The following is a 23,511-nucleotide window of genomic DNA, read 5'->3' as shown; positions in this document are numbered from 1 at the left end:
TTTTTATATTTTTCCTGGATTAATGTCACTTATTTAAATATGCCTAAACAACTTGGAGTTGCAGGTAGGCGGCAAGTGAGTGAGTCCCCATGAGGATAGGTAAACTATGTGATTGCGCTTAACGAACGTAGCCTACACCGCTGCGGCTTCAAGTAGGAAGGGTATATAGGTAATATGATGTTCACGTTTTTTTAATTAGAATAAAAACTCAATATCTACCATGCTTTTATTTTAAAATATAATCAATCTAATTTAATGTATTCATGTTGATTATTCTGATTTTAAATAAACATTGATTATCATTCCAAAAATTATTTTAATCGAAAATTGTTGATGTTAATTATTGGTGGTGGTGCTAATAAACATACCGAATATTATAAATTTAATATAAGGGTATAAAATAATGTTTAATCAAAAAAACACGCCAGTCTCAGTGGCCGATAAAAATTATTATCGGGCTTTAGGCCTGACCATCCTTTTCTCTGGCCTACTTTTAAATCCAATATCTCAGGCTATTGCTGCTGAGTTTCGCGCTGATGCGGTTGCTGAGTCAGAGGGGCAATGGTGGAGCACTTACACCTTAGCGATTAAAAATACAGGAGCAGAGTCAGCGGATATGCGCGATGCGGTCATCGAATTTGTATTACCCGTTGCGATTAACGATATAGGTTGGCAATCATCGGCGCTATCCCATCCTACGTGGAGTTTATCTCATACCGCTCAAGCAGGCGGTATTCTCCATTCAGTGGCGCTTAAATTCCCTGAAGGTGCTTGGGTTGACAGCGTTCTGAATGCCTCAGAATCACTCTCCTTGACGATCGCTTTTGCTGGTTCATTGGAAAACCTGAGTGCTTTTGAAGATTCTGTTATTGTGAAAATGGAAGGGGGCATCACACCACCGCCCGATTTTTCGCTAGATATTCTCTCTCCAGCGCCAAATTCAGTGGTATACACAGGCACAGACGTCAGCATTATGGCTCGTATTGATGGTGAGAGTGCCGGTAAGCTTGAGTTTTGGGCTAACCAAGACAAAATTGCTCAACAACCATTGAAGCAAGGTGTCACCGAGTATCAGCAAGTGTGGCAACCGCAAGAAATAGGAGCCGCTTCCATTTCAGTTATCGCGTTCAATGAGGAAGGCGATAAGCTCTCTGAGCAAAGCGTGCCTGTTTCTGTCGAGTCAGAATCGACGGCGCCGAATCCTCCGGTCGTTGAGTTCATTTCCCCGGAAGCGGGATCATCCCACCCACAAGGCACAAGTTTGACGATCTCTGCTGAAGTGACCGATGCTGATCATGATCTGGCTAGCGTTAAATTTTTTGCTAATGACACCGAAGTTTGCAGTATCGATGCCAAAACAGAGCAAGTGTTCTCTTGTGACTGGACCCCTCAAACGGCCGGAAGCGCTGCATTACGTGTTGAAGCGCAAGATGATGAACGGCATATCACACAAAAAAATCTGACGATTACGGTTACTGATGTGAGTGGTAGTTGCGGTGACGTTGCACAGTACCAAGATGGCGTGAGCTATCAAGTGGGAGATGAAGTAACCAATATTGGCCATATCTACGCATGTAAAATCGCAGGTTGGTGTGGTAACCCAGTATGGACACCGGGTACTGGGCATCCAAATTATCCAGATGCATGGAAAGATGCATGGAATGACGTTGGTGAGTGCGATCCCAATCCTGCTCCTGAAGTGCATGTTCAATCGCCAGAAAATGGACAAAAAATAGTACCCAATCAGCCATTCGAAGTGCTCGTTGAGGCGAGCGACGATACCCAAGTGGCGCGTGTCGATGTTCAATTGAATGGCGAAGTCGTTGCAACCTCCACCTCTTCTTCGGGCGATCTCTATACCATCACTGTGCCTGCTCAAGTTGAAGGACAATACACACTCACGGTTGTTGCGTATGACGATCAAGGCGCAAGTGCTCAAACTGCACCGATTTCGATTGCCATTACTGATAAAGATCTGCTGGTGTCACTCTCTTCGCCTGTGGACGGTTCAAGCTTCTTTGAAGGCCGAGCGATCTCAATCAAAGCGGATGCTAAAAGCTATGAAGGCGAGGTGACTTCCGTGACGTTTATCGCTAACGGCAAGGTACTGAATCAAGACACCGAAGCACCTTATGAATATGAGTGGATTGGAGCGCAAGCAGGCAACTACGCTATTTACGCAAAGGCGCTCAACAGTGCCAATCAAGAGCAAATGTCAGCCCCATCCAATATTACAGTGAAAGAGAGTACCGGTGGTGGTGGCCTTGCAGATAACCCAGACCGTGCCATTAGTTATCTCACTTCTTGGGGATTAAACGATTATGAAAAACTGTTTAATTCTGAAGGTGACGGTTATTTATTATCGTTCGGTAAATGGGATGCTAGCGGTAACATTACGATTTCTGATGACATGATAACCCCACCAAGTTACAACCCAGATTGGATGCCATCTCAGTACTTAGCGTGGTCAACCTTAAAACACGATAATAGCAATGTCACCATGATGGTCGCATTTGGTGGTCAAACCTATGAAAGTATTTGGTCTGCGATTGGTAGCGATGCAAATCGGGAGGCGGTCGCCAATGGCCTCGTTGAATTGGTCAACAAACCCTTCCCTGTCTATAAGAAGAACCTAAAACCAGAAGAGGTGGTGGGTGACTGCCTTGCGACGGGTGGTGATGGCCAATGTGATTACAGCAAGTACCAATTAGCGGGTTATGTGCAAATCGATGGTCTTGACTTTGACTTCGAGAAAGCAGCGCGCATTACCGATAAAGAGAACCAAGACCTAACCGCATTGATTAAGCTGATACGCCAAAAAGTGGGCGACAATAAAGTGTTGTCGCTGACTACATACCATGTCGGTGCTGATCCTGTGGCATGCATGGATTCAAGTGTGTTTGAAAATTGTTCTTACGTTGAGCCATCAGGCCGCTCGTCTCACCATGGTGAAGTGATCGATCTGTTACAAGCAACCAAGAACGATTTCGACTTCTTCAACGTCATGACCTATGACGCTGGGCAAAACTTCCTCTACGATGTCGCGATGGCCAATTACGCTCAATACATTGGAGACAAGTCGAAGATTGTTTTAGGCAATACGATCAATAGCCAGTGGGGGCCAAACGGCAATTTTGTGGAGAGCCGTGAAAACAACCTCAACCGTGCCAAGTGGCAAAAAGAGAATGGTTACGGTGGTTTCTTTATCTGGGCGTTGGGTTCAAATAATCAAAGTCTGAGCATGGAACAGCAAGTCGAGTACTTCAACGAAATGATCAGTGTCAGTAAGTAGCCTGCATGGTTATTTTGTGAGTTAACTAGATAACGGAAGGCCATGGTGCCTTCCGTATTTTTATCCATCGTCATCCACTTAACCTGAATCGCCGAAGCTGAAAAACTATTCGATATTTTGAATTTGCTCATTGAGTAGCGGCCTAGATCCTAACAAACTCAATGACTTACCGAAAATAAACCGTTCAAAAATGCCTGTTTGCCCACCAAACTGCCCACCACTTGCCTATGGCTTTTACGAAATCTTAGTGGTGCTTCTTGGCTAAAACTACGGAAAAACAGCGCCGTTTTTATGCTGCTGTTAGAGCTAAAACATAGCAGTTTTGAAGGGCTTTATCGAGCACGATTTCTGTCAACATAGCTTTGCCATTTTTTCACTGGTTCTACGCGATAGTAATGAGTCAGCAGAAAGCTCACTTAGCCTGAAATGGACATTATGGTGTCCATTTAAATAGAAATAAGCTCAATATGGATGCTATGGTATCCAAGAGAGATAAGGCTGAGTGTCGAATGGTAGGCATTAGGTCTACATATTGTTACTCCTAAGGTAGCTTTGTGTAGACCTCGGGGCTAAGCAACGAGCCTTTACCATCTCTGAGGTAAATACTGCGTGAAATACAAAGGCATCACGATATTGGTATGTTCTAACGCTGAAGAGCCTTGAGTACCCGTTAACTTAAAGGTTTTACTTGGAGTACATTTTTCAATATAGGATGCCAACGATTTTGCTCTTGTACGTTTACCACTTTTGACTTCAACAGGGACGATATCGCCTTCATCGGTTGCCAAAATAAATTCGATTTCGGCGCGGGCGTCATTCCATGAATAGCTTGGGTCAACGCCAATAGCTGTGAGCTCTTGTTGCACAAAGTTTTCAGCCACATAGCCTTTGTATTCATAGTTTTGTTGCTTAATCTCTTTATAACTGCTGCCCAGCATATGATTGAGCAGGCCCACATCAAACAGAAACAGTTTAACCATATTTTCTTTTTTATAGGCCGCCAACGGAGATTTCGGCAATCCTTCAACAGGGTAGTTTGGCAAAGCTAAGCGGCAGCAGTTAAGCCAATGGATCGCGGTTTCAAAATCGCTATAACGAGATTTACGCTCATGCACATGCTTAAATTTAAAGCGTTTAACCGACTCATCGCTGACAAGTGATAGCTGGGCTGGAATGCTATTAAACACCGATTCAATCAGTGTGGCATCGACCTTGCCCGCGTACTTACCGAAATCGCGGCGATAACCTTCAACTAAATCGGCATGAATTTTTGTGACTTTTTCAACACGCTCTAGAATGCTTGAATCTTTAAACTGATACCAAGCAGAAACGGCTTCCGGCATACCACCGGTAAAAAAATAGTCGGTAAGTTTATCCATCAATTTAGTGTGTACTGCCGGTGTGCTTGCTTGACTATCAAATGCTTTGATCAGTGCTTGCTCGTTGGATGCGTAAATAAATTCTTGGAAGGTCAGTGGTCGTAAATCGTATTGTTCTACCTTGCCTACAGGGAAGGTATTGAGCAAACCAATGTTCGAACCGCTGGCTGCGACAAAATAGGACGGTGCTTTTTCGGCAAAATACTTCAGCGAAGTTACGGCTCGTTCACATTCGCCAATTTCATCTAATATCAGCAAGTCGGTTTCTGGATTGAACGCTTGGTTGGTTAACAACTCAATGTTCATTACTAGCTCGTCAGGTGACAACGAGCCATCGAACGCTTCTTTGTAAGCTGGGTTTTCAAGGAAGTCGATACGAAGGATGTTGGCAAAGGTATTCCCAAACAACTCTTGCAGTAGATAGGTTTTACCTGTTTGTCTTGCGCCATCGATCAATAATGGCTTGCGCACCGGTTGACTTTTCCATGCTATTAGGGCGTTGAGTAAGTTGCGCTGCATTGTCATTTCCCGCCAATTAAGACTGTTAACTGCCTGCAGTATAACTCAGCCTACACTTTTATGCGCAGAAAAATGCGGAATTTTACATTTTTATGCGCATAAAAGTGTAATTTTGTGGCCTTTGGCATTCATGGATTCCATCATCGCCTTGGCCAACGCGCAAACCAAACCTAAAAGTAGGATATAAATCCAATTATATTGAGTAAAGTGGGAATATAGTCCCATATGTAAATTGTTGGAGTTGCTTGGGATTCAAAGTTGGACTATATTCCCATTAACGGTTAAATATTGGGAATATAGTCCCTTTGGTTGGTGATATGGCTAAGCGTGACTTACACAATGTGCTGTTTCCAAAGCAGCGTAAAATCCTGACGCAGTTTGGTGAAGACTTGCTGTTGGCTATGAAACGACGTGGTTTTACCAAAAAGCTGCTGTGTGAACGTACTGGTTTTGACCATAAAACCGTGAACAAAGTCTTCGCAGGTGATCCGGGTGTTGCCATAGGCACTTACTTAAAGGTGATGGCCGTTCTTGGCATGGAAAGCAACTTTGCAGACATGGCCGCTCATGATGAAGTGGGTATCAAGCTGCAAAACATAAAATTGCTGGAAGGTTCAAGATGAGCCGTGAAATCGTCGAAGTCTATGCCGACTGGCAGCCAATTGAGGCGCCTTTGCTAATAGGACAGCTGACTTACAGCGATTCAAGCCGAGGTGGCGTGTTTAGTTTTGCCTACGATAAAGCATTTTTAACTTCAGCCTATCGTTTGCAAATTGATCCCATCCTGACCCTCCACTCCGGTGAACTCTACAACGATGAAGCCAATAAAAACTTTCGTGCATTTCTTGATTCATCGCCTGATAGATGGGGGCGTATTTTAATGCAGCGGCGTGCGGCCATTGAAGCGCGCAAAGGCATTCGAGCAACAAGTCGATTAAACGAGCTAGATTACCTGCTGGGCGTACACGACTCTTACCGGATGGGGGGGATTCGATTTAAGCGAGTAGGCTCGGATGCTTTTTTGGACGACAACTCTGAGTTTGCTGCGCCGCCAATGGCTTCTTTGCGAGAGCTAGAGCATGCAGCAATGCAGATTGAAAAAGACGATAACATCGACAGTGACGAGTATTACCGCTGGTTGAAAATGCTGATTTCTCCAAGCTCATCATTAGGTGGTGCAAGGCCGAAGGCTTGTGTGACAGACGAACAAGGCCACTTGTGGATTGCCAAGTTTCCCAATTTAAATGATACCCATGACGTGGGCGCATGGGAGATGGTCTGCTATGAATTGGCGCTGGCGGCAGGTGTTGACATGTTTCCAAGTGAGATTAGGCAGTTTTCCTCTGGGCATCATACCTTTTTAACAAAACGGTTTGACCGCGACGGTGAAAAGCGGCTGCATTTTTCATCGGCCATGACACAGCTTCGCTATTTTGAAAACGAAAAGTATGATGGTGAACAATCTCAAGGTGCCAGCTACTTAGAGATTGCTGAATTTATTTCCAATTCTGGTGCACAAACCGAAGCTGATTTAGCACAGTTATGGCGACGTATTGTGTTTAATATTGCGGTGTCCAACACGGATGACCACCTGCGTAACCATGGGTTTTTATTAACAAAGAATGGCTGGAAGTTATCACCCGCTTATGATTTAAACCCGATAGTGGGTAAGCATGGCCTGCATCTGAATATTACCGATGCAGACAACACTTTAGACTACCAATTAGCCTTTGATGTAAAAGACTTCTTCCGACTTTCGCAAACCCAAGCCACGCAAATTTACGATGAAGTATTAATGGCGGTTAAGCAATGGCAAACCGTTGCTAAGCGGCTAGGGATCAGCCGAGCGGAGCAAGCAATGAAAGAATCGGCGTTTAATGTTTAAGTATTTTGACAACAAGTGATCAGAATCCAAGGGAATATATGCAACAGATAGGTATTTATGAACAGTTAATAACGCAACTTATCGCCAGTCGAATTGACCGCGAACGATTCTATGTGGGCGAACGAGAACTTAATAGCAGTGAAGCATCAATCTGGTTATCACGTTTCCTAGCACACATTCTGGAATATGCTATTGAGTCAGTGCCTGTCAGTGATGATCGTCTGCAACAGCAAATTGCTTTATCCAATCAATTGTTACTATGGCTAAAAACACAAATTCAAGATAACGACTTTATCGAAGATAATTTACTCAGCAGCCAAGGCAAAATTCTGACCGCGTTGTACGAATTAGAAAATCCTGTATCGGCCGATTTAAAAAATTACATTAACGACATTTTTCCTTTAACAGGCTTAAGCCAAAGTGAGTTGTTTTGTGGCAGTAATGCAGGGTTATCACTTGAATCTGAATTGAAGCGCGAGATTTTATCAGCGGACAAAATCTATTGGTTGGTATCGTTTATTAAGTGGGCAGGGATCCGAATTTTTCGCAAAGAGCTAGAAGCATTTACCTCAAGTGGTCGCGAGCTAAAAATCATTACCACCTCATACATGGGGGCTACCGACGCTAAAGCGGTGGAGTATTTGGCGAGTTTACCCAATACCGAAGTGAAGCTGAGTTACAACACTGAGCGCGAGCGTTTACATGCTAAGAGTTATTTGTTCCTTAGAAATACCGGCTACCACACAGGTTATATAGGGTCTTCCAACCTTTCGCATTCCGCTCTAACCAATGGTTTAGAATGGAATTTGAAGATCACCTCGCAAGAAATTCCGCACATAATTAATAAATCGTTAAGTACCTTTGAAACGTATTGGGCTTCTAATGATTTTGAATACTTTAGTGGCGATGCAACAAGCAGTGAAAAACTCAAAAAAGCCTTGAGCCAGCAGCGCGGAGATTTTGAGGCCAGCCCAACGCACTTCTTTGATATCTCGCCGTTTCCTCACCAAAGTGACATTTTGGAACAACTGGCCGTTGAGCGCAGTGTTCACCAGCGCTTTCGCAATTTAGTCGTTGCGGCAACAGGCACCGGAAAAACCCTGATTTCAGCCTTTGATTTTGCGCATTTTATTAAAGCGAAACCGCAAGCAAATTTCTTATTTATTGCGCACCGCGAAGAAATATTAAAACAAGCTAGGGCGGCATATCGTGGCGTATTGCGTAATGGCACTTTTGGTGAGCTTTGGGTTGGTGGGCATACGCCGGAGCATTATCGCCAGTTGTTTGTTTCTATCCAAACGTTGGACAATCAGTTAGATCAGCTTAACCTAACCGCTGATTATTATAACTACATCGTGATTGATGAGGTGCACCATATTGCAGCGTCAAGTTATCGCGCGGTATTGGAATATTTTTCACCCTCCATATTGCTAGGGCTCACTGCCACGCCTGAACGCCACGATGGCGGTGATATTTTAGCCGATTTTGGCGGTGTGATTGCCGCAGAAATCCGATTACCTGAAGCAATTAATCGTCGACATCTTTGCCCGTTTCAATATTTTGGTATTGATGATGATACTGACCTGCGTACCATTCCTTGGAGTCGTGGGCGCTATGACATTGCGCAATTAACCAACCTTTATACCCACAACCAAACACGTTTTAACAAGATTTTACTGAGTATGCAGGAGATCATCACTGACCTAAGTAAAATGAAAGCATTAGCTTTTTGTGTGAGTAAAGAGCACGCACAATACATGACACAACAACTCTTGCTTAAGGGAGTTAAAGCGGATGTATTGACCAGCGATAACCGCCATGAGCGACAACAAAAACAGCAAGCAATTCGCTCAGGTTTAATTAATGTGCTGTGTGTTGTTGATATTTTTAATGAAGGTGTCGATATTCCTGAAGTCGATACCTTATTGTTTTTGCGCCCGACAGAAAGCCTAACGATTTTCTTGCAACAACTTGGCCGAGGTTTACGTTTAGCTGAGGGTAAGGAGTGCTGTACCGTGTTGGATTTTGTTGGCAACTCACGCCCTGAATATGATTTTGCTAATAAGTTTAGAGCCTTAGTGGGTAAAAGTCACCGCGCGATCAGTGATGAAATAAAGCAAGGATTCCCTCACGCGCCACTGGGTTGTCGCATTGAATTAAGCAAGCGCACACAAGAAATGGTGCTCAATAATATTCGGCAAGCCTCATTAACGTTGAAGCGCCTAGTCGCGATGATCCGCCAATATCCTCAGCATTCCACACTGCCGTTAACGTTGTCGAATTTCTTAACTCAGCATCCTTATATCGACCTGAATGAGCTATATAAGCGAGGTAGTTGGGCGGAGTTAGTGGGACAAGCCCAAGATCAAATCACCGAATATACGCCAGATGAAAATCTTCTTAAAATGCTCAAAAAGGCAATCCATAATCGTATTTTGACTTGTGATGACCACACCTATTTAAGCTTCTTGAAGCGGCTTTGCCAAACCAACTTTTCAGTAGCAGATGATACTGATCGACATGCGTTGATGTGTCATTACGATTTTTGGCAAAAAACGGGCCCAGAGTGTGGATTCGGTTCTATTGTGCAGAGTCTCGCTAAACTAAACCAACTTGGCGTCCAAGCTGAATTGTTGGACGTAGTCAATTGGCAACTCGCGCAAACAAAACACGAACAGCCAATAATGGACAACCTGCCCGATGTACCATTAAAAGTTCACGCTCGTTACGCTCGTGAACAAATATTAGTGGCTTTTGGTGCCACAACATTCGAACGGCAGCCTCCAGCCCGAGAAGGGGTCTTGGTGCTTAAAGAGCAAAACATTGAATTGATGTTTGTTACATTGAATAAAAACGAAAAGCAGTTTTCACCGACCACCATGTATCACGATTACGCTATCAATGAACATTTATTTCATTGGCAGTCACAAAACAGTGCAAGACCGGATAAAGGCCGAGGTAAGGATTACATTCAGCACAAGAAAATCGGTAAGCGTTTATTTTTATTTGTGCGCGAGCAAACCAAAGATGAATACGGACGCACCATGGGTTTTGTGAATTATGGTGAAGTTGAGTATGTGTCACATACGGGGTCACAGCCGATGAGCATTACTTGGCAGTTGAGAGAGCCTATGCCGAATTTTATGTGGCAACAAGCGGCTAAGTTGGCAGTGGGATAATTATCATGACGCATTTAGCCATTGACAAAGTTTACCCACTTTGGCGCTTTAGCTTGGTAGAAAAAACCGAACAAGATGCAGCAACCAGCCAGCAACGCGGGCATTTTCCACTGATGTGGTTGGCTAATTTTGCCGCGTTACGGGAGCGTTTTGATCAAGGCTTAAAAGTGATTTGTGCCGCACCCCATAGCCGCTTGCAACCGACGGTTGCCAATATCAAAGCGGCCAAGTTAAAAGGTCGCCTGCCTCATAAGTTAGCGGTGCAAGTTAAGCAAGACTTTGCAAATGGCCAGTACGATAAACGCTACGCGGTCGAAAAAAAGCAACTGAGTGTCGATACCCCAGAAAACCGTTTTATCAAAATGGCGGTGAGTAAAAGCAAGCGGCAATTAGCGGAGTTTGAACAAAAGCTGAGGCAAAGTAACCAAGCGCCAGAGCGTCAACGATTATCGGATTCATTTTTAAATGAGCTGCATAGTTGGCAACAACCGCTGCAAAAAGTGTTGGGCCAAAGTTTTTTAAAAGAGGTGGGTGCATACACAGGCTTAAACCGTGAGTCGTTAGTGCTACAGCAAAAAACCGGCTACAGCGCGGTGTATCGTATTTGGCAGGAGCTGAAATTTTATTTAGATCTGTTTGGCAATCAGTCGAGCATTTCGATGAAGTCGGTGGCTGAGATTTATGAAGTATGGTGTTTTTTGTGTTTGAAACAGATGTTAGAGCAGGATCTCGGCTTTGAATTGGTTGAAAACAGTGCGACTAAGCTCGCCCAAAATGACTTTTATGAGTACCAACTAAAAGATGGGTTTGCTGGAGCCTTTCGTTTTAAACGCAGCGATGGTGTGACCGCTCGGCTGGCACACGAGCCGAAATTTACCAAAAAGGGTCAATCAATCCGCTCGTACTTGGTTAACCAAGAGCCAGATATTGTGTTGGAAGTGACACTGCCTAAAAGCGCCGATTTAACAAAAGCAGACTCAGCAGAAGAAAAGCAGTTTATTTGGCTGTTTGATGCCAAGTACCGCATTAAAACCGAGAAAAACCGCTTTGATGACAGCAATGAAGATATCGAAAGTAAGGATTACGTACCAGACGATGCTATCAACCAAATGCACCGTTATCGGGATGCCTTGATTCGCCTATCAGAGCCCCGTTTATCAGAGCCGCGCTTGTCTGAGTCTCCATCCAGTAAAATCGAAGGGCAACCGGCTAAAAAAAGCCGCCCTGTATTTGGTGCGTTTGCGTTATACCCAGGCTTTTTTGATCAAACTTCAAAGCTAAACCCTTACGCGGATGCGATAGAAGAAATCGGAATTGGTGCGTTTGCACTTTTGCCTAGTCAGAATGAGCCTAGCCAGGTAGAGCAAAGTTATTCTGGCCACCAATGGCTACTAGAGTTTTTAACAGCACAAATTGGTAAGGCGCCTAGCGCGCAAACCAGTCAAAATAATGCAACTACTTACTCTATTGCCGATATGGCAGAAAGGCTCTACGTACAAGAAGCCGCGCGCATTCCTTATCACGGCATGCGCCAAGTGTTGTATCCAGATTTAACGATGACTGTGGCATTGGGTGGGCAACGTGGCCGTGATAATGGCTACTTTGAACAATTTGAGCAAGGCACAGCGCAGTGGTATCACCTGCCGCAAAGCACGTTTTTGCAGAAATTTAAGCAGCATATTGCCGAGGAAATTCGCTATTTAGCGTTGGCGTCTACCTCAGACACTCAAAGTTCATCCAAGCAAATTGACAAACTTTGGCCGGTTAAACGAGTCACAGTGTTACCACGCTACGCCATTACCGAAGATCAAGCGGGTAAAAAGTCAGGTTCTGCTGATTTGTATTATTTATTTGAGCTTGGCAAACCGCTGTCACTACAAACGCCAGTGACCAACGTGCCACATCGCCCAATGAAAAACTCGATGAAACTCACTACCTTAACTCGCCTAGAGAGCGTCACTAAGTTTACCGAGGTTGAAAAAGTGTACGAAGCGGCAATGGTGTGATTGTGAAATATAGAAAAGAAAACTTCCCTTTTTGGTAACTTTAATTATAATTCCCACCAAGGGAACCTTGAGGTGGTATGCAAGTCTTAGGTAAAGACAAACTTGTCGATTTTTATAAAAAACACGCTAATGTGAAGTCAGCTTTAGAGGCATGGGTTTCTGAAGCTCAAAGCGCTTGTTGGAAAACTCCTCAGGATATTAAAGACCGTTACCGCAGTGCAGATTTCCTAGACGGTAATAGAGTTATATTTAATATCAAAGGTAACCATTACAGACTAGTTGTAAAAGTCAGGTATCAAAATGGCATTGCTGTTATTGAGTGGGTTGGTACTCATGCTCAGTATGATAAGCAACGCTTTTAGGAGGGGAAGATGAGTCACATTAGATTAATCAAATCAGCACACGATCATGAGTCAGCATTGATGCGATTAATGTCATTAATGGACTTGGATCCGCAGCCAGGTTCAGCCGAATCTGATGAGATGGATGTATTGGCATTATTAATTGAAAAGTTCGAAGAAGATTATTTTCCAATTAGTAAGCCCGATCCAATAGAAGCGATAAAATTTAGAATGGAGCAACAAGGTTTAAAAAATCGAGACCTTATTCCTTTTATTGGGTCAGCTCCAAAAGTTTCCGAGATATTGAATGGAACACGTAGCCTTAGCTTGAACATGATCCGAAAGCTAAGCAGTGGGTTGGGTATATCAGCTGATGTTTTGATTCAATTGCCAGAGCAAAAGCACGCAATTCAAAGAGAAGTAGATTGGCAAGCCTTCCCGATAGCTGAAATGCGAAAGCGTGGCTACTTTGATAGCTTCAATGGTTCATTACAAGAGTTAAAGGAATATGCAGCTGAGGCTTTGTCAGATTTTATCGGTTCCGTAAAATCAGGCTTTAATCTTCAACCTGCCTTGTTGAGAGCGTCTTCTCACCTTCGTACCAATGATAAGGAAACAGATCCTTATGCTCTGTGGGCGTGGCAAATTCGAGTATTGCAGAAGGCCGCTGAACAAAAATTACCCTGTCAATATCGCGCTAGTACTGTGAATTTGGAATGGATGCAGAACATTTCCAAGCTATCTTGGCTTGAGTCAGGCCCTTTACTAGCGATTGAATTTCTAAATAAGTCAGGCATTCATGTAATCATTGAGCCTCATCTACCCAAAACTTATTTGGATGGTGCTGTGTGCATGAGTATTGATGGCAACCCGATTATAGCGCTGACGTTAAGGCACAATCGTCTCGATAGCTTTTGGTTTTCACTAATGCATGAAATGGCACATATCGCATTGCACTTAGATGGTAATGAAAACTGGTACTTAGATGATTTAGATGCTCAGGGCGTTGATGAGATTGAGAAACAGGCCGATGATATGGCTAGAGAGGCGTTGATACCACAGAGTATTTGGTGCAGAAGCAGTTTATCGAGCGCTGAAGAAGTCAGGGAGCTAGCAAAAGAGCTCCAAATATCACCTTGTATCGTGGCTGGACGAGTTCGTTTTGAGAGTGGTGATCATAAAAAGTTTGGTTCTTTATTCCGTGACAAGATTAGCGATTATTTTCAACGTTAAGCCATAAGCTCTTGAGTAATCCACACATCATTCTCCGGCCCACAAAGGTGGTGCAGCAGCGCTAGATTGATTTGGTGGCTGATCACGTTGCCGTTTCGTTTTTGGCTCTCCTTTCTCAAACCTCTCAGTAATAACCCCGTACATGATTTGCCCATTTGCTCCGGCGAACTGGGCAGGCAAAAGCCGCGGTTTTGCTGTTTTGGGTGCAAGGTAGTGCGCTTTGCTGTTTTAGACAAAGGCGCAGTGCACCAAAAGATGCAGGCGTTGGCGGGCGTGTTTGCTTGTAATGTTCTAGTTTGAATCGTGCCATCCCTATTTGTCGGTAACAAATGTGCCGGTAACAAAACCAACCCGCCTTGCGCGTGGCCATCAACCTCAGGTAAAGGCAACCAATACAGGTTTGGCCATTGCTCGGGGCTTTGCCATTTTTCTACGATCACTTGCGCGCCAATGCTATTCAGCCATTGGTGAATCGGGCAGCCAGCATGTGCTTGTTTAACGCGCGGTAACTGATAGGTTAGCCAGCGGGTTATGCGTTCGGCGGCATTCTCGCACTGGCTTAATGCGGGGTAGAGAGTAAATGCTCCATGCCCAACCAGTAAAGCGATTCCCCCTCCTAGGTGAAGCCGCAGCGTTGTTGGCTACGCTCTTTCGCCCCAATCACATAGTCTATCTATGCTCATGGGGCTCATTCGCTTGCCGCCTAGCTGCAACTCCACCTAGTTTGGGGAACGATAAAGTATCCATTCTCTATCCCAATCGTTGCCACTTGCCCATAACACGTCACTTATCACCTTGTTAGTTTTTCATGCCGTCTATTTTCAGTGGTCGGGTGCAGACGCGGTGGTGAATTAGATGAAAGAAATGGCCATCAAACTAACCAGTCAAATCAGTTTTTTCTGATGACCTGTGCGCGGCTAACTGTTTGAAATATATCGTCTAATACGGCGCTGTTTGGCGGCATTTGCCAAGTGCAAAAAAATCGAGACGCCAAACGATCGTTTGCATTTTGGGTTTAAAAAATCAAACGGTTTGTACTTTGATGCCGAGGTTGGTTTAGGGCGAAAAAAGTGCCAAACCTTGCTTTGAGCCAGTAATGGCAAGGCCTACCAGCGTTGGATTTCAATCGAGAAGCCAAACAGTGAATGGGCTGATTTCCCTGTTTGGCGTTTCGATCCAAAAGCCAAACGGATAGTGGTTTTGGCGTATGGGTATAAAGGCATGGGGAAGTGTTTAATGAAGTGCGGCTGTTTATTTTGGCTTGGTATTTGATGAAGAGGCGTCTTCCAACTTGAGTGCAGGTTGCTTGTCACTGTTGCCATCACAGTACTCGAGGGCGTACCCCATTGCTTTGTAGCTTTTCTCACGTTTTTTAAACATGCGTTGCAGCATAGGGAGGGCGCAGTCTACATAGTCGTGAATGGTGACTTGTGTTTTTCCTTCCGATTCACGATGAATACGACCGGCATATTGAGCCAATGTACCTTTCCATGCGATGGGCATGGCCAAAAACAACGTATCCAGTCTTGGCAGGTCAAATCCTTCGCCCACATATTTTCCTGTTGCGACGATGGCTTGAGCCGATTGCAGATGATTATCTGCATTCTTGCGTTCGGCAGCTTTCATGGCGCCTTTGAGTACGACAGTGCTTATACCCATCTTGGTAAGTTTTGAGTGTATGTACTCTGCGTGCTCTCTACGCTCTGTAAGGACTAACGGGTGCCCGCCATTTTGAACACACTGAGAGGCGTCTGAGACTATTTTTGACGTGCGCTGTCCATTATCGGCGAGCCAGCGATAGGCATCGCTTATTTTTGGGCGCTCATCTGTTTTTATTAGCTCAGCTGGCGGTATATCGTAGAGCTGATGAATCATCACGGTTTGAGTAAATTGCTCATCAGGGCTTGGTTTCACTTTATAGCGAATGGCCCCTGCCGCCATAAAAATGATTTTTTGATGGCCATCTTGTCGCTCTGGCGTTGCTGTTAGGCCCAATACATATTTTGCTCTTACCTCGTTGAGTACCATTTCAAACCTTGGCGCAGACAGATGGTGGCATTCATCAACAATAATGTGGCCGTAGTCTTGAATGAGAGGCGTGATGGAATTGTCTTTTTTATTAACCAAACTTTGATAGGTGGCAATGTCGATAATGCCACTCGGCTTTCTTTTTCCCCCGCCTATACTGCCAATGTTTACTTCTGGTAGGAATGTGCGTAATCGCTCTTGCCATTGTTCGAGCAGTTGTCGGCTATGAACCAGTATTAGGGTATTTACTTTGCGTTTTACGATCATACCAATGGCAGTAACCGTTTTTCCAAATGCAGTCGGCGCATGCAAAATACCGAAGTCGTGTTTAGATATTGCGGCCACTGCGTCTCGCTGGTTCTTTCGCAAAGTGAACTCAGGGGTAAGTTTTAATAATGGTTTGCCGGTTTCACGCTTATCGTCAAATAGTGGCGAAATATTTTGCTCTTGTAGCAAAGCAATCGCGTCATCGAGACAGCCTCGCGGTAGTGCTAGATAACCGTTTTCAATACGAGCACAGGAAATAAACCTCGGAATGCCATGGGTTGAAAAGCGCAAAGCTTGTGTTTTAAAAAACACAGGATTAGAAAAACTAGCTAATCGCTTTAGTCCTGCCAGTAGTGGCCCAGGTAACTCGCTCATCAAAAAGTAGATATGGTTGGCCAAGGTAATGGTCACGTTTTTTGGCAAAGACTCTAATTTTATTGGTGCGGCTTTGGCTGTGATTTCCCAAGGTGGGCGGTTATCTGTTAGCCCTTGTTCGGACAGTAATAGGATGTTGGGTGAAATTGTTGTTATGAGTTGATCAATACTCGATTGCGTGAGCGTTTTAAGCTCAGCAAGGTACTGCCATTGATCGTCAATCGCATTCAGGTCACTGTCAACAAAGCAACTACGGCCTGAAAGGCGAGCCTCCTTTTGAAGTGGTAGCGCAATGAGATTACCAAACCCGCCTTCAGGAAGGATATCTTGGTTAGGAAAGAGCCTGTCATAGGAGTCAAACGATAGATTTGGAAATATTTCCATGGCTTTATCAAGCAAAGCGAAACCAAGTGCCCGAGCTTGGTTAGCTGGAATGTTGGTTTCAAAAAAGATCCATAAGTGCGCCCCGTTGCCAGAACGCGAGATTTCTATCGCGTGGGGAATATCAAACGCTTGGCACGCTTTAGACATTGCTTTGACTTCTTCTTGCCAACAGCCTTTGTCAAAATCGGCTGCCAACAAATAGCACGTATTATCTTTCAGTAAGGGATACAGCCCCACCACTTGATGACCGGCAAGGTGCCTGTAAATAATGCGCTCGTTTAGTTCGCTAAACTTTCGGTGTGAACAGTCTTGGCATTTAATGCGTGGTTTGTTGCAAACCCCGTTTACCCATTCATTATCACAGGCTACGGAATAGCCACTGCGCCCCTGTTGATTTTGCCAACGATTGGCAAAGATATCCTCTCTTCCACGAAATCGTTGTCTGAATAGGGTGACTTTTTGTTCTGGGGTGAATACCTGTACTGAACGCTCGTTTTGAGCGCTACGTAAAGCCTCTCTTAATGCGAGAAGCTGTTGCTTTTCGTTTTCAAGCTCAGCTAGCCTGTCATCAATAGCCGAAATGTTTGGGTAGCGAGCGTCATTCATGACAACATAATTTTTATGCGCAGCGCTATGAAGCGCGAACTTGCGGTGGCTTGATCAGCGACTCTGCTGGAATACCTAGCCCTTCATGAAGTTTCCAAATCATTTTTAGCGTGAGTGATCGCTTATGGTTTAGGATTTCATAAACACGATTGCTTTTACCTATCATGGGTTCAAGATCTTTAACCGTTAAGCCTTTGCGCTCCATCTCAAACTTTATTGCCTCAACAGGGTCTGGCAAATCCATTGGAAAATGCTTTGCTTCGTAGGCTTCAATTAACGTAACCAAAATGTCCAGCTTTTCGCCTTCGACGGTATCAGGCTCCGCCATCATTAGGTTTTCGATGTCGTTTAATGCCGCGCGGTAGTCGGCATCTGTTTTAATAGGTCTGATGTCCATTATATTTACCTCTTGTTACTACTTTTTGGCTTCAAATCGTTTGCACATCAATTTTTTATTCGGCTCGTCCATGAGCCTTACCCTTCGGGCTCGCGTTGCTCATGAAAATTCGTTCCCGACGAATTTTTCGTATTGTGCATGGCTGCCGATAAACCGTATGTAAACCACTTTGTAGGCATAATTGATCCAAACGACTATCCGGTATTTATTACCGGCAATGTTAAACACGACACGCCCATCTTTGAGGATGCTGGCATTTCTAAAGTCCTGTTTCACATCCGCCGGTGATCCCCAATCAGCGTTTAATGCGTGCCTATACCACGCTAAAGTTGGTTCTTTCGCGTCAATGTATTCTGGGCTGTCTTCCCAAAATGTTTTTAAGGTTGATAGTGCGATAATTCTCATAAACAGATGTTAGTCCCATATTGGGACTTTTGCAAGTTTGTAGTTTGATTGACTGATAGGAGCTGTTGACACGGCCCCGATTGCCCCATTCCATGGGGCAGTGTAATTTCCTCTTATTCACCCTCTAAAGCTTGGCATATCAGGTATTGCCCCATTGTCCCAACTGCCCACGTTAAGTGAGCTCGTGCGTTACGATTTATCTATAATTGCATATCAAAAGTGCTTAGTGATACATAATAGCTAATCATTCTTGTGTTTGCGGGATTAGGGTGATATGTTTTTGTATATAATTATTCTTAATTGATGCATTAAGGCGTATCGAAATGAGCTATGTAACAGAGCAGATATTAGAAAGTCTTCGAGAAGCTCGGGTACGTAAGGGGTTTAGCCAGAGAGAGCTGAGCGCGCGTTCGGGTGTGCCGCAAAGTCATATTTCGAAGATCGAGTCTGGTGGCGTTGATTTAAGAATGTCCAGTTTGATTGCTCTGGCCCGTGTACTCGACCTAGAGCTATTGGTTGCGCCTAAAAAGTCTATTCCTGCCATCAAGTCAATCATTCGAAGCAGCCAAGGAATCAGCGATGAAGGTGAGGCAATGTCGCCCGCATATCAGCTAGAAGAAGACGACGATGACTAATTATGTTTCTACGCTTAACGTGTTGCTCTACGGGAAACCTATCGCAACGATCACCAATGTGGGCAATGACAGAGCGCTTTTTGCCTTTATGGATTCGTACATTAATCATGAATCACGGCCCGTATTAGGGCTGGGTTTTAAAGATTCGCTAGGTGGCTTGCTGACTAACTTCAAACCGACCCAAACCAAGTTAACTCCGTTTTTCTCTAACCTTTTGCCAGAAGAAACCATGCGTCATTACCTGGCAGAGCGTGCCGGAGTGAACCCCGCACGAGAATTTTTTCTATTGTGGGTGTTAGGACAAGATTTAGCAGGTGCGATCACGGTTGAACCTGCTGATGGCGAAGCGCTGCCGCCTAATGTGCAGCAAGACATTGACGATGAAACGAAAATAGATGTTCCAATGCGTTTTTCATTAGCGGGTGTACAGTTGAAGTTTTCAGCCGTACAACAGGCAAACGGTGGTTTGACTATTCCAGCAACCGGTCAAGGTGGCTCTTGGATTGTGAAATTGCCATCGTCTCGCTTTGACGCTGTGCCAGAAAATGAATATTCGATGATGGAGTTGGCTCGAATGTTGGGAATGGATGTACCAGAGACGCAGCTACTCCCGATTAACCAGATTGCTAATATCCCAGATGGTATTGGTAAATTTGGTGATGCTTTTAAAAATGCTCAGGCTTTTGTGATCAAGCGTTTTGACCGTGCAGGTAATCAAGCCGTACATATTGAAGATTTTGCGCAAGTGTTTGGCGTCTATCCTCAAGATAAATACAAAAAAGCCAGTATGCGCAATATTGCTCAGGTTATCGGCATTGAAGGTCAAGACGAAGACATTGCAGAATTTACGCGTCGATTGGTGTTCAATACCCTAATTGGCAATGCGGATATGCATTTGAAGAATTGGTCTGTGATTTACAAAGACAAGCGCACCGCATCGATTGCGCCTGCTTATGATTTTGTCTCGACTATTCCTTATATCCCCGATGATAGTGCGTCGCTGAAGGTGAGCCGTAGCAAGAAATTCAGTGATTTCACGCTGGATGAGCTGTCACACTTAGCGGCTAAAGCCATGCTGCCAGAAAAATTGGTATTAGATACTGCCAAGCAAACCGTGGCAGGCTTTCATGAAATCTGGGCGAAAGAAAAAGCGCATTTACCACTTACCAAGTCGATGATTGAAGCAATCGAAACACATTTGCGAAGCATACCGCTACGCTAAAATGAGAACCGACGCGTACAGAAATGCAGAGGCGTCGGTCATATTGGCTTGAAAGCTGTTTTTGAAAGGTATGTTTGGTAGCTTGTCTTGTCAATCAAAGCCCTGATTGCCCCATTCCTTGGGGCGACTCAAATTCCTCTTATTCACCTTCTAAAGTATGCGGCGGCAATTCTAGCGTCGGCCAACGACATTAAAGGAAATTGTCCCAAGGTCGCTCCTCGTTTTCCTTTGGCTGTGGTGTAGCGGATCATCCAATAAGGCGAGCCCTGTTTGCGGACGCAAAAGTATAGCCCTTCACCATCTGAATATTTTTTGGGGTCTGCTTTGCTGTGAGTTTTCCCATGTTTACTCCATAGTTGCTGAAATAATGGAGGGGGCAATAATGGCTGCCCACCACCGATTTGCTTATTGAATCAGCAGCTAACCTGTTGTGGTGGCGAGTTAAATGCGAAAATTGGTCAACTTACTGCCCACCAATTTGCTCACCGCAAAACGCTTATTGAGCCAAAATGAGGGGGCTGCCCACCATTCTGCCCACCACTAAACAGGCAGTTAGTAACGGACATCTGCAAACCGATTTGGACGGGAAAAATAAAAAAGCCCTGTATTTACAAGCAAATAACAGGGCTTCTAAGACATTCTTGGACGGGTAAAAAACCTATTCGATATTTTGAATTTGCTCACGCATTTGCTCAATCAGCACTTTAAGCTCAACACCTGAAGCGGTGATGTCAGTGGCGATCGATTTAGAGGCCAGCGTGTTCGATTCGCGGTTAAATTCTTGCATCATGAAATCGAGCTTACGGCCACATGAGCCGCCTTTTTTGAGTACATTACGTGCTTCTTTGACATGCGAATCGAGGCGGTCTAACTCTTCGGCAACGTCTGATTTTTGTGCAAGTAAAATCAGCTCTTGCTCGACGCGTGTTGCATCAAGCTCAATCTTTGCTTCTTCAAACTTAGTCAATAGACGTTCACGTTGCCATTGCAGGATTTCTGGCATGCGTGCGCGCACTTTGACCACTTCTTCACTGATCGCCGTCAGGCGTTGTTCGATTAACGCCTTCATGTTGTCACCTTCACGGCCACGTGCGTCAATGAATTCAATGATTGCGTCATCAAAGCCTGCTAATAAGGCTTTATTAATGCTGTCCATGTCTTGTTCTGGCGTTTCCATTACGCCGGGCCACTGCATGATTTGAAATGGATTAATGCGGCTTAACTCGCCCGTCATGTGCATTACTTGGTTGGCGGCTTTAATCACTTGATTGGCGAGTGCTTCATTGATATTCAGCTCACTTTTAGCCGCAGGGTTTGCTTCATAACGTAAGTGACATTCTACTTTGCCACGCGCTAAACGTTGGCGAAAGCGTTCACGCAGTACAGGCTCAAGACCACGAAATTGTTCCGGCAGGCGGAAGTAGGTTTCAAGATAACGTTGGTTTACCGAGCGAATTTCCCATACCGCGGTACCCCAATCACCTTTAACTTCTTTACGCGCGTACGCGGTCATGCTGTAAATCATTGATTTGTCCTTTGCTCACGAAGATGAAATATCAAACGGCAGATATGTTAGCACTAGCTTCACGCGTGTACTAGGTTCACGCCAATGCAAAGGGTGATCAACCTAGCGTCAAGGAGGCTAATCCGCTATAATCTCGCCCCAATCGATTCCGTCCCACCCGATAAAAGGTAGATGCACTATGCGTCCAAATGACCGCGCGGCCGATCAAATTCGCCCAATCAAAATCACTCGCAACTACACCGCTTATGCTGAAGGGTCAGTATTGGTGGAGTTTGGTAATACCAAAGTATTGTGTAATGCCACTGTCGAAGAGGGTGTTCCTCGCTGGTTGAAAGGTCAGGGTAAAGGTTGGGTTACTGCCGAATACGGCATGCTGCCACGTGCAACCCATTCACGGACTCGTCGTGAAGCGACCAACGGTAAACAAGGTGGCCGCACCATGGAGATCCAACGTCTCATCGCTCGCAGCTTACGTGCTGTGGTGGATTTAGAGGCAATGCCAGAGGTGATGATCACGGTTGACTGTGACGTTATTCAAGCGGACGGCGGTACTCGCACTGCATCAATTACGGGCGCAAGTGTGGCACTGGCGGATGCGTTTACTCATCTGGTTGCTAGCGGTAAATTGAAGAAGAATCCGATGAAAGGCCATGTTGCTGCTGTCTCAGTTGGCATCTTGGGTGAAAACATTTTATGTGATTTGGAATACGTGGAAGATTCTGCCGCCGACACTGATATGAATGTGGTGATGACTGAAAACGGTAAGATGATTGAAATTCAAGGCACCGCAGAGGGTGAACCGTTTAGCCATGAAGAGCTAATGGATTTACTGGCCGTTGCCAAGAAAGGCATCGCTGATATTGTTGAAGCGCAGAAAGCATCGTTATTAGATTGATCAAGTAGCTCCCAGTTGGGGGCTATTTTTTTGCCCGTTTTATTCATTGTATTGTTGTACGTGATGACCCCACCCTAACCCTCCCCTATAAGGGGAGGGAATAAAGGAAGTGTTCCTAATATCGCCCTTGAGGGGAGGGAATGCATTATCTTAGTACCTCTTCCTTTTAGGGGGAGGCTAGGAGGGGGTTGTTCTTGTTGAGAAAGCGAAATAAACCAAAGTGTATGAGTTAAGAGAGAGAAAATCATGAAAGCATACCAGCGTGAATTTATTGAATTTGCACTAGAAAAAGAAGTGTTGAAGTTTGGCGAGTTTACTTTGAAGTCTGGCCGAAAAAGCCCTTATTTCTTTAACGCTGGCTTGTTTAATACTGGCCGTGATTTAGCGCGCTTAGGGCGTTTTTATGCCGCTGCTTTGGTCGATTCTGGGATTGAGTTTGATGTGCTATTTGGACCTGCGTACAAAGGGATCCCAATTGCGACGACAACGGCAGTAGCGTTGGCTGATCATCATGATGTTGATACGCCGTATTGCTTTAACCGTAAAGAAGCGAAAGACCACGGTGAAGGCGGTAACTTGGTCGGTAGCGCATTAGAAGGGCGCATTATGCTGGTGGATGATGTCATTACGGCGGGTACTGCCATTCGTGAGTCGATGGAAATCATTCAAGCTAACGGTGCGGATCTTGCCGGTGTTTTGGTAGCAATTGATCGCCAAGAAAAAGGCAAAGGAGAGCTTTCTGCCATTCAAGAAGTGGAGCGTGATTTTGGTTGCGCGATCATCTCAATTGTTAGCCTGACCGATCTGATTACTTACCTTGAAGAGAAAGGGGCAGATGCTAAGCACCTTGAGGCGGTAAAAGCGTATCGTGCGCAGTACGGAATTTAAGCATCAACTTATTTGCGAATCGTAGAGCCACTTATTGAAAAGTAAAAGCC

The 23,511-nt window shown here is 44.7% G+C and carries 18 protein-coding genes; 11 read left to right on the top strand and 7 right to left on the bottom strand.

Features of this window, described 5'->3' with window-relative positions; all coding sequences use genetic code 11:
- Nucleotides 1-403 precede the first annotated feature (403 nt).
- Entirely contained in the window at nucleotides 404-3,292 is a 2,889-nt protein-coding gene (locus CCZ37_RS12740) for an Ig-like domain-containing protein (protein ID WP_094500710.1), read from the top strand.
- 584 nt (nucleotides 3,293-3,876) lie between these two features.
- On the opposite strand, the gene CCZ37_RS12735 is transcribed toward CCZ37_RS12740, so the two are convergent.
- On the bottom strand, nucleotides 3,877-5,190 hold the full coding sequence (locus tag CCZ37_RS12735; RefSeq protein WP_094500709.1) for an ATP-binding protein: 1,314 nt from the start codon (nucleotides 5,188-5,190) through the stop codon (nucleotides 3,877-3,879).
- A gap of 317 nt (nucleotides 5,191-5,507) precedes the next feature.
- Between CCZ37_RS12735 and CCZ37_RS12730 the strand changes: the two genes are divergently transcribed.
- From CCZ37_RS12730 to CCZ37_RS12705, 6 genes are all read left to right on the top strand, one after another.
- On the top strand, nucleotides 5,508-5,813 hold the full coding sequence (locus CCZ37_RS12730) for a helix-turn-helix domain-containing protein (protein WP_094500708.1): 306 nt from the start codon (nucleotides 5,508-5,510) through the stop codon (nucleotides 5,811-5,813).
- Nucleotides 5,810-7,075 carry a type II toxin-antitoxin system HipA family toxin gene (locus CCZ37_RS12725; RefSeq protein ID WP_094500707.1) on the top strand — a complete coding sequence of 422 codons (1,266 nt, stop codon included), beginning with the start codon at nucleotides 5,810-5,812 and terminating at the stop codon, nucleotides 7,073-7,075. Before CCZ37_RS12730 ends, CCZ37_RS12725 begins: the two co-directional genes overlap by 4 nt.
- 38 nt (nucleotides 7,076-7,113) lie before the next feature.
- Nucleotides 7,114-10,254 (top strand): DEAD/DEAH box helicase, encoded by a 3,141-nt coding sequence (locus CCZ37_RS12720; protein ID WP_094500706.1) that lies wholly within the window; start codon nucleotides 7,114-7,116, stop codon nucleotides 10,252-10,254.
- 5 nt (nucleotides 10,255-10,259) lie between these two features.
- The gene (locus CCZ37_RS12715; protein ID WP_244187270.1) at nucleotides 10,260-12,260 is read left to right on the top strand and encodes a DUF2357 domain-containing protein; all 2,001 of its coding nucleotides are present in this window, start codon (nucleotides 10,260-10,262) and stop codon (nucleotides 12,258-12,260) included.
- Between the two features lie 77 nt (nucleotides 12,261-12,337).
- Nucleotides 12,338-12,622 carry a type II toxin-antitoxin system HigB family toxin gene (locus tag CCZ37_RS12710; protein WP_001197622.1) on the top strand — a complete coding sequence of 95 codons (285 nt, stop codon included), beginning with the start codon at nucleotides 12,338-12,340 and terminating at the stop codon, nucleotides 12,620-12,622.
- Between the two features lie 9 nt (nucleotides 12,623-12,631).
- Nucleotides 12,632-13,834 (top strand): ImmA/IrrE family metallo-endopeptidase, encoded by a 1,203-nt coding sequence (locus CCZ37_RS12705; protein WP_094500705.1) that lies wholly within the window; start codon nucleotides 12,632-12,634, stop codon nucleotides 13,832-13,834.
- Here the strand turns inward: CCZ37_RS12705 and CCZ37_RS12700 are convergent.
- From CCZ37_RS12700 to CCZ37_RS12685, 4 genes are all read right to left on the bottom strand, one after another.
- Nucleotides 13,831-14,274: a hypothetical protein gene (locus CCZ37_RS12700; protein ID WP_483050725.1), complete on the bottom strand. Its 444-nt coding sequence runs from the start codon at nucleotides 14,272-14,274 to the stop codon at nucleotides 13,831-13,833. The genes CCZ37_RS12705 and CCZ37_RS12700 overlap by 4 nt on opposite strands.
- 811 nt (nucleotides 14,275-15,085) lie before the next feature.
- On the bottom strand, nucleotides 15,086-17,494 hold the full coding sequence (locus CCZ37_RS12695) for a TOTE conflict system archaeo-eukaryotic primase domain-containing protein (protein ID WP_094500703.1): 2,409 nt from the start codon (nucleotides 17,492-17,494) through the stop codon (nucleotides 15,086-15,088).
- A gap of 25 nt (nucleotides 17,495-17,519) precedes the next feature.
- Nucleotides 17,520-17,891 carry a helix-turn-helix domain-containing protein gene (locus tag CCZ37_RS12690; RefSeq protein ID WP_010319432.1) on the bottom strand — a complete coding sequence of 124 codons (372 nt, stop codon included), beginning with the start codon at nucleotides 17,889-17,891 and terminating at the stop codon, nucleotides 17,520-17,522.
- Nucleotides 17,892-17,990: 99 nt separating this feature from the next.
- The gene (locus CCZ37_RS12685) at nucleotides 17,991-18,296 is read right to left on the bottom strand and encodes a type II toxin-antitoxin system HigB family toxin (protein ID WP_010319431.1); all 306 of its coding nucleotides are present in this window, start codon (nucleotides 18,294-18,296) and stop codon (nucleotides 17,991-17,993) included.
- 323 nt (nucleotides 18,297-18,619) lie between these two features.
- Between CCZ37_RS12685 and CCZ37_RS12680 the strand changes: the two genes are divergently transcribed.
- Both CCZ37_RS12680 and CCZ37_RS12675 read left to right on the top strand, forming a co-directional pair.
- Complete coding sequence (locus CCZ37_RS12680; RefSeq protein WP_094500702.1) at nucleotides 18,620-18,931, top strand: helix-turn-helix domain-containing protein; 312 nt, start codon at nucleotides 18,620-18,622, stop codon at nucleotides 18,929-18,931.
- Nucleotides 18,924-20,153, top strand: a complete 1,230-nt coding sequence (locus tag CCZ37_RS12675; protein ID WP_094500701.1) for a type II toxin-antitoxin system HipA family toxin — start codon at nucleotides 18,924-18,926, stop codon at nucleotides 20,151-20,153. Before CCZ37_RS12680 ends, CCZ37_RS12675 begins: the two co-directional genes overlap by 8 nt.
- Nucleotides 20,154-20,296: 143 nt before the next feature.
- Here the strand turns inward: CCZ37_RS12675 and CCZ37_RS12670 are convergent, their stop codons facing one another.
- Both CCZ37_RS12670 and CCZ37_RS12665 read right to left on the bottom strand, forming a co-directional pair.
- Entirely contained in the window at nucleotides 20,297-20,533 is a 237-nt protein-coding gene (locus CCZ37_RS12670) for an Arm DNA-binding domain-containing protein (protein WP_244187269.1), read from the bottom strand.
- A gap of 278 nt (nucleotides 20,534-20,811) precedes the next feature.
- Nucleotides 20,812-21,678, bottom strand: coding sequence for a YicC/YloC family endoribonuclease (locus tag CCZ37_RS12665; protein WP_010319428.1), 867 nt, complete (start codon nucleotides 21,676-21,678; stop codon nucleotides 20,812-20,814).
- A 178-nt stretch (nucleotides 21,679-21,856) separates the two neighbouring features.
- Between CCZ37_RS12665 and rph the strand changes: the two genes are divergently transcribed.
- Together rph and pyrE are read left to right on the top strand one after the other, a co-directional pair.
- A complete protein-coding gene (rph, locus tag CCZ37_RS12660; RefSeq protein WP_094500700.1) occupies nucleotides 21,857-22,573 on the top strand; it encodes a ribonuclease PH in 717 nt (238 codons plus the stop codon).
- 246 nt (nucleotides 22,574-22,819) lie between these two features.
- On the top strand, nucleotides 22,820-23,461 hold the full coding sequence (pyrE, locus tag CCZ37_RS12655) for an orotate phosphoribosyltransferase (RefSeq protein ID WP_094500699.1): 642 nt from the start codon (nucleotides 22,820-22,822) through the stop codon (nucleotides 23,459-23,461).
- The last annotated feature ends 50 nt before the right edge of the window (nucleotides 23,462-23,511 follow it).

It is taken from the genome of Vibrio qinghaiensis (assembly GCF_002257545.1).
Classification (GTDB): Bacteria; Pseudomonadota; Gammaproteobacteria; order Enterobacterales; family Vibrionaceae; genus Vibrio; species Vibrio ordalii.
This window is presented reverse-complemented; position numbering and strand designations above follow the sequence as displayed.

Coding starts and splice junctions, on each gene's coding strand:
- CCZ37_RS12740 (WP_094500710.1), top strand. CDS start 404: ATGTTTAATCAAAAAAACACGCCAGTCTCAGTGGCCGATAAAAATTAT.
- CCZ37_RS12735 (WP_094500709.1), bottom strand. CDS start 5,190: ATGCAGCGCAACTTACTCAACGCCCTAATAGCATGGAAAAGTCAACCG.
- CCZ37_RS12730 (WP_094500708.1), top strand. CDS start 5,508: ATGGCTAAGCGTGACTTACACAATGTGCTGTTTCCAAAGCAGCGTAAA.
- CCZ37_RS12725 (WP_094500707.1), top strand. CDS start 5,810: ATGAGCCGTGAAATCGTCGAAGTCTATGCCGACTGGCAGCCAATTGAG.
- CCZ37_RS12720 (WP_094500706.1), top strand. CDS start 7,114: ATGCAACAGATAGGTATTTATGAACAGTTAATAACGCAACTTATCGCC.
- CCZ37_RS12715 (WP_244187270.1), top strand. CDS start 10,260: ATGACGCATTTAGCCATTGACAAAGTTTACCCACTTTGGCGCTTTAGC.
- CCZ37_RS12710 (WP_001197622.1), top strand. CDS start 12,338: ATGCAAGTCTTAGGTAAAGACAAACTTGTCGATTTTTATAAAAAACAC.
- CCZ37_RS12705 (WP_094500705.1), top strand. CDS start 12,632: ATGAGTCACATTAGATTAATCAAATCAGCACACGATCATGAGTCAGCA.
- CCZ37_RS12695 (WP_094500703.1), bottom strand. CDS start 17,494: ATGAATGACGCTCGCTACCCAAACATTTCGGCTATTGATGACAGGCTA.
- CCZ37_RS12690 (WP_010319432.1), bottom strand. CDS start 17,891: ATGGACATCAGACCTATTAAAACAGATGCCGACTACCGCGCGGCATTA.
- CCZ37_RS12685 (WP_010319431.1), bottom strand. CDS start 18,296: ATGAGAATTATCGCACTATCAACCTTAAAAACATTTTGGGAAGACAGC.
- CCZ37_RS12680 (WP_094500702.1), top strand. CDS start 18,620: ATGAGCTATGTAACAGAGCAGATATTAGAAAGTCTTCGAGAAGCTCGG.
- CCZ37_RS12675 (WP_094500701.1), top strand. CDS start 18,924: ATGACTAATTATGTTTCTACGCTTAACGTGTTGCTCTACGGGAAACCT.
- CCZ37_RS12665 (WP_010319428.1), bottom strand. CDS start 21,678: ATGATTTACAGCATGACCGCGTACGCGCGTAAAGAAGTTAAAGGTGAT.
- rph (WP_094500700.1), top strand. CDS start 21,857: ATGCGTCCAAATGACCGCGCGGCCGATCAAATTCGCCCAATCAAAATC.
- pyrE (WP_094500699.1), top strand. CDS start 22,820: ATGAAAGCATACCAGCGTGAATTTATTGAATTTGCACTAGAAAAAGAA.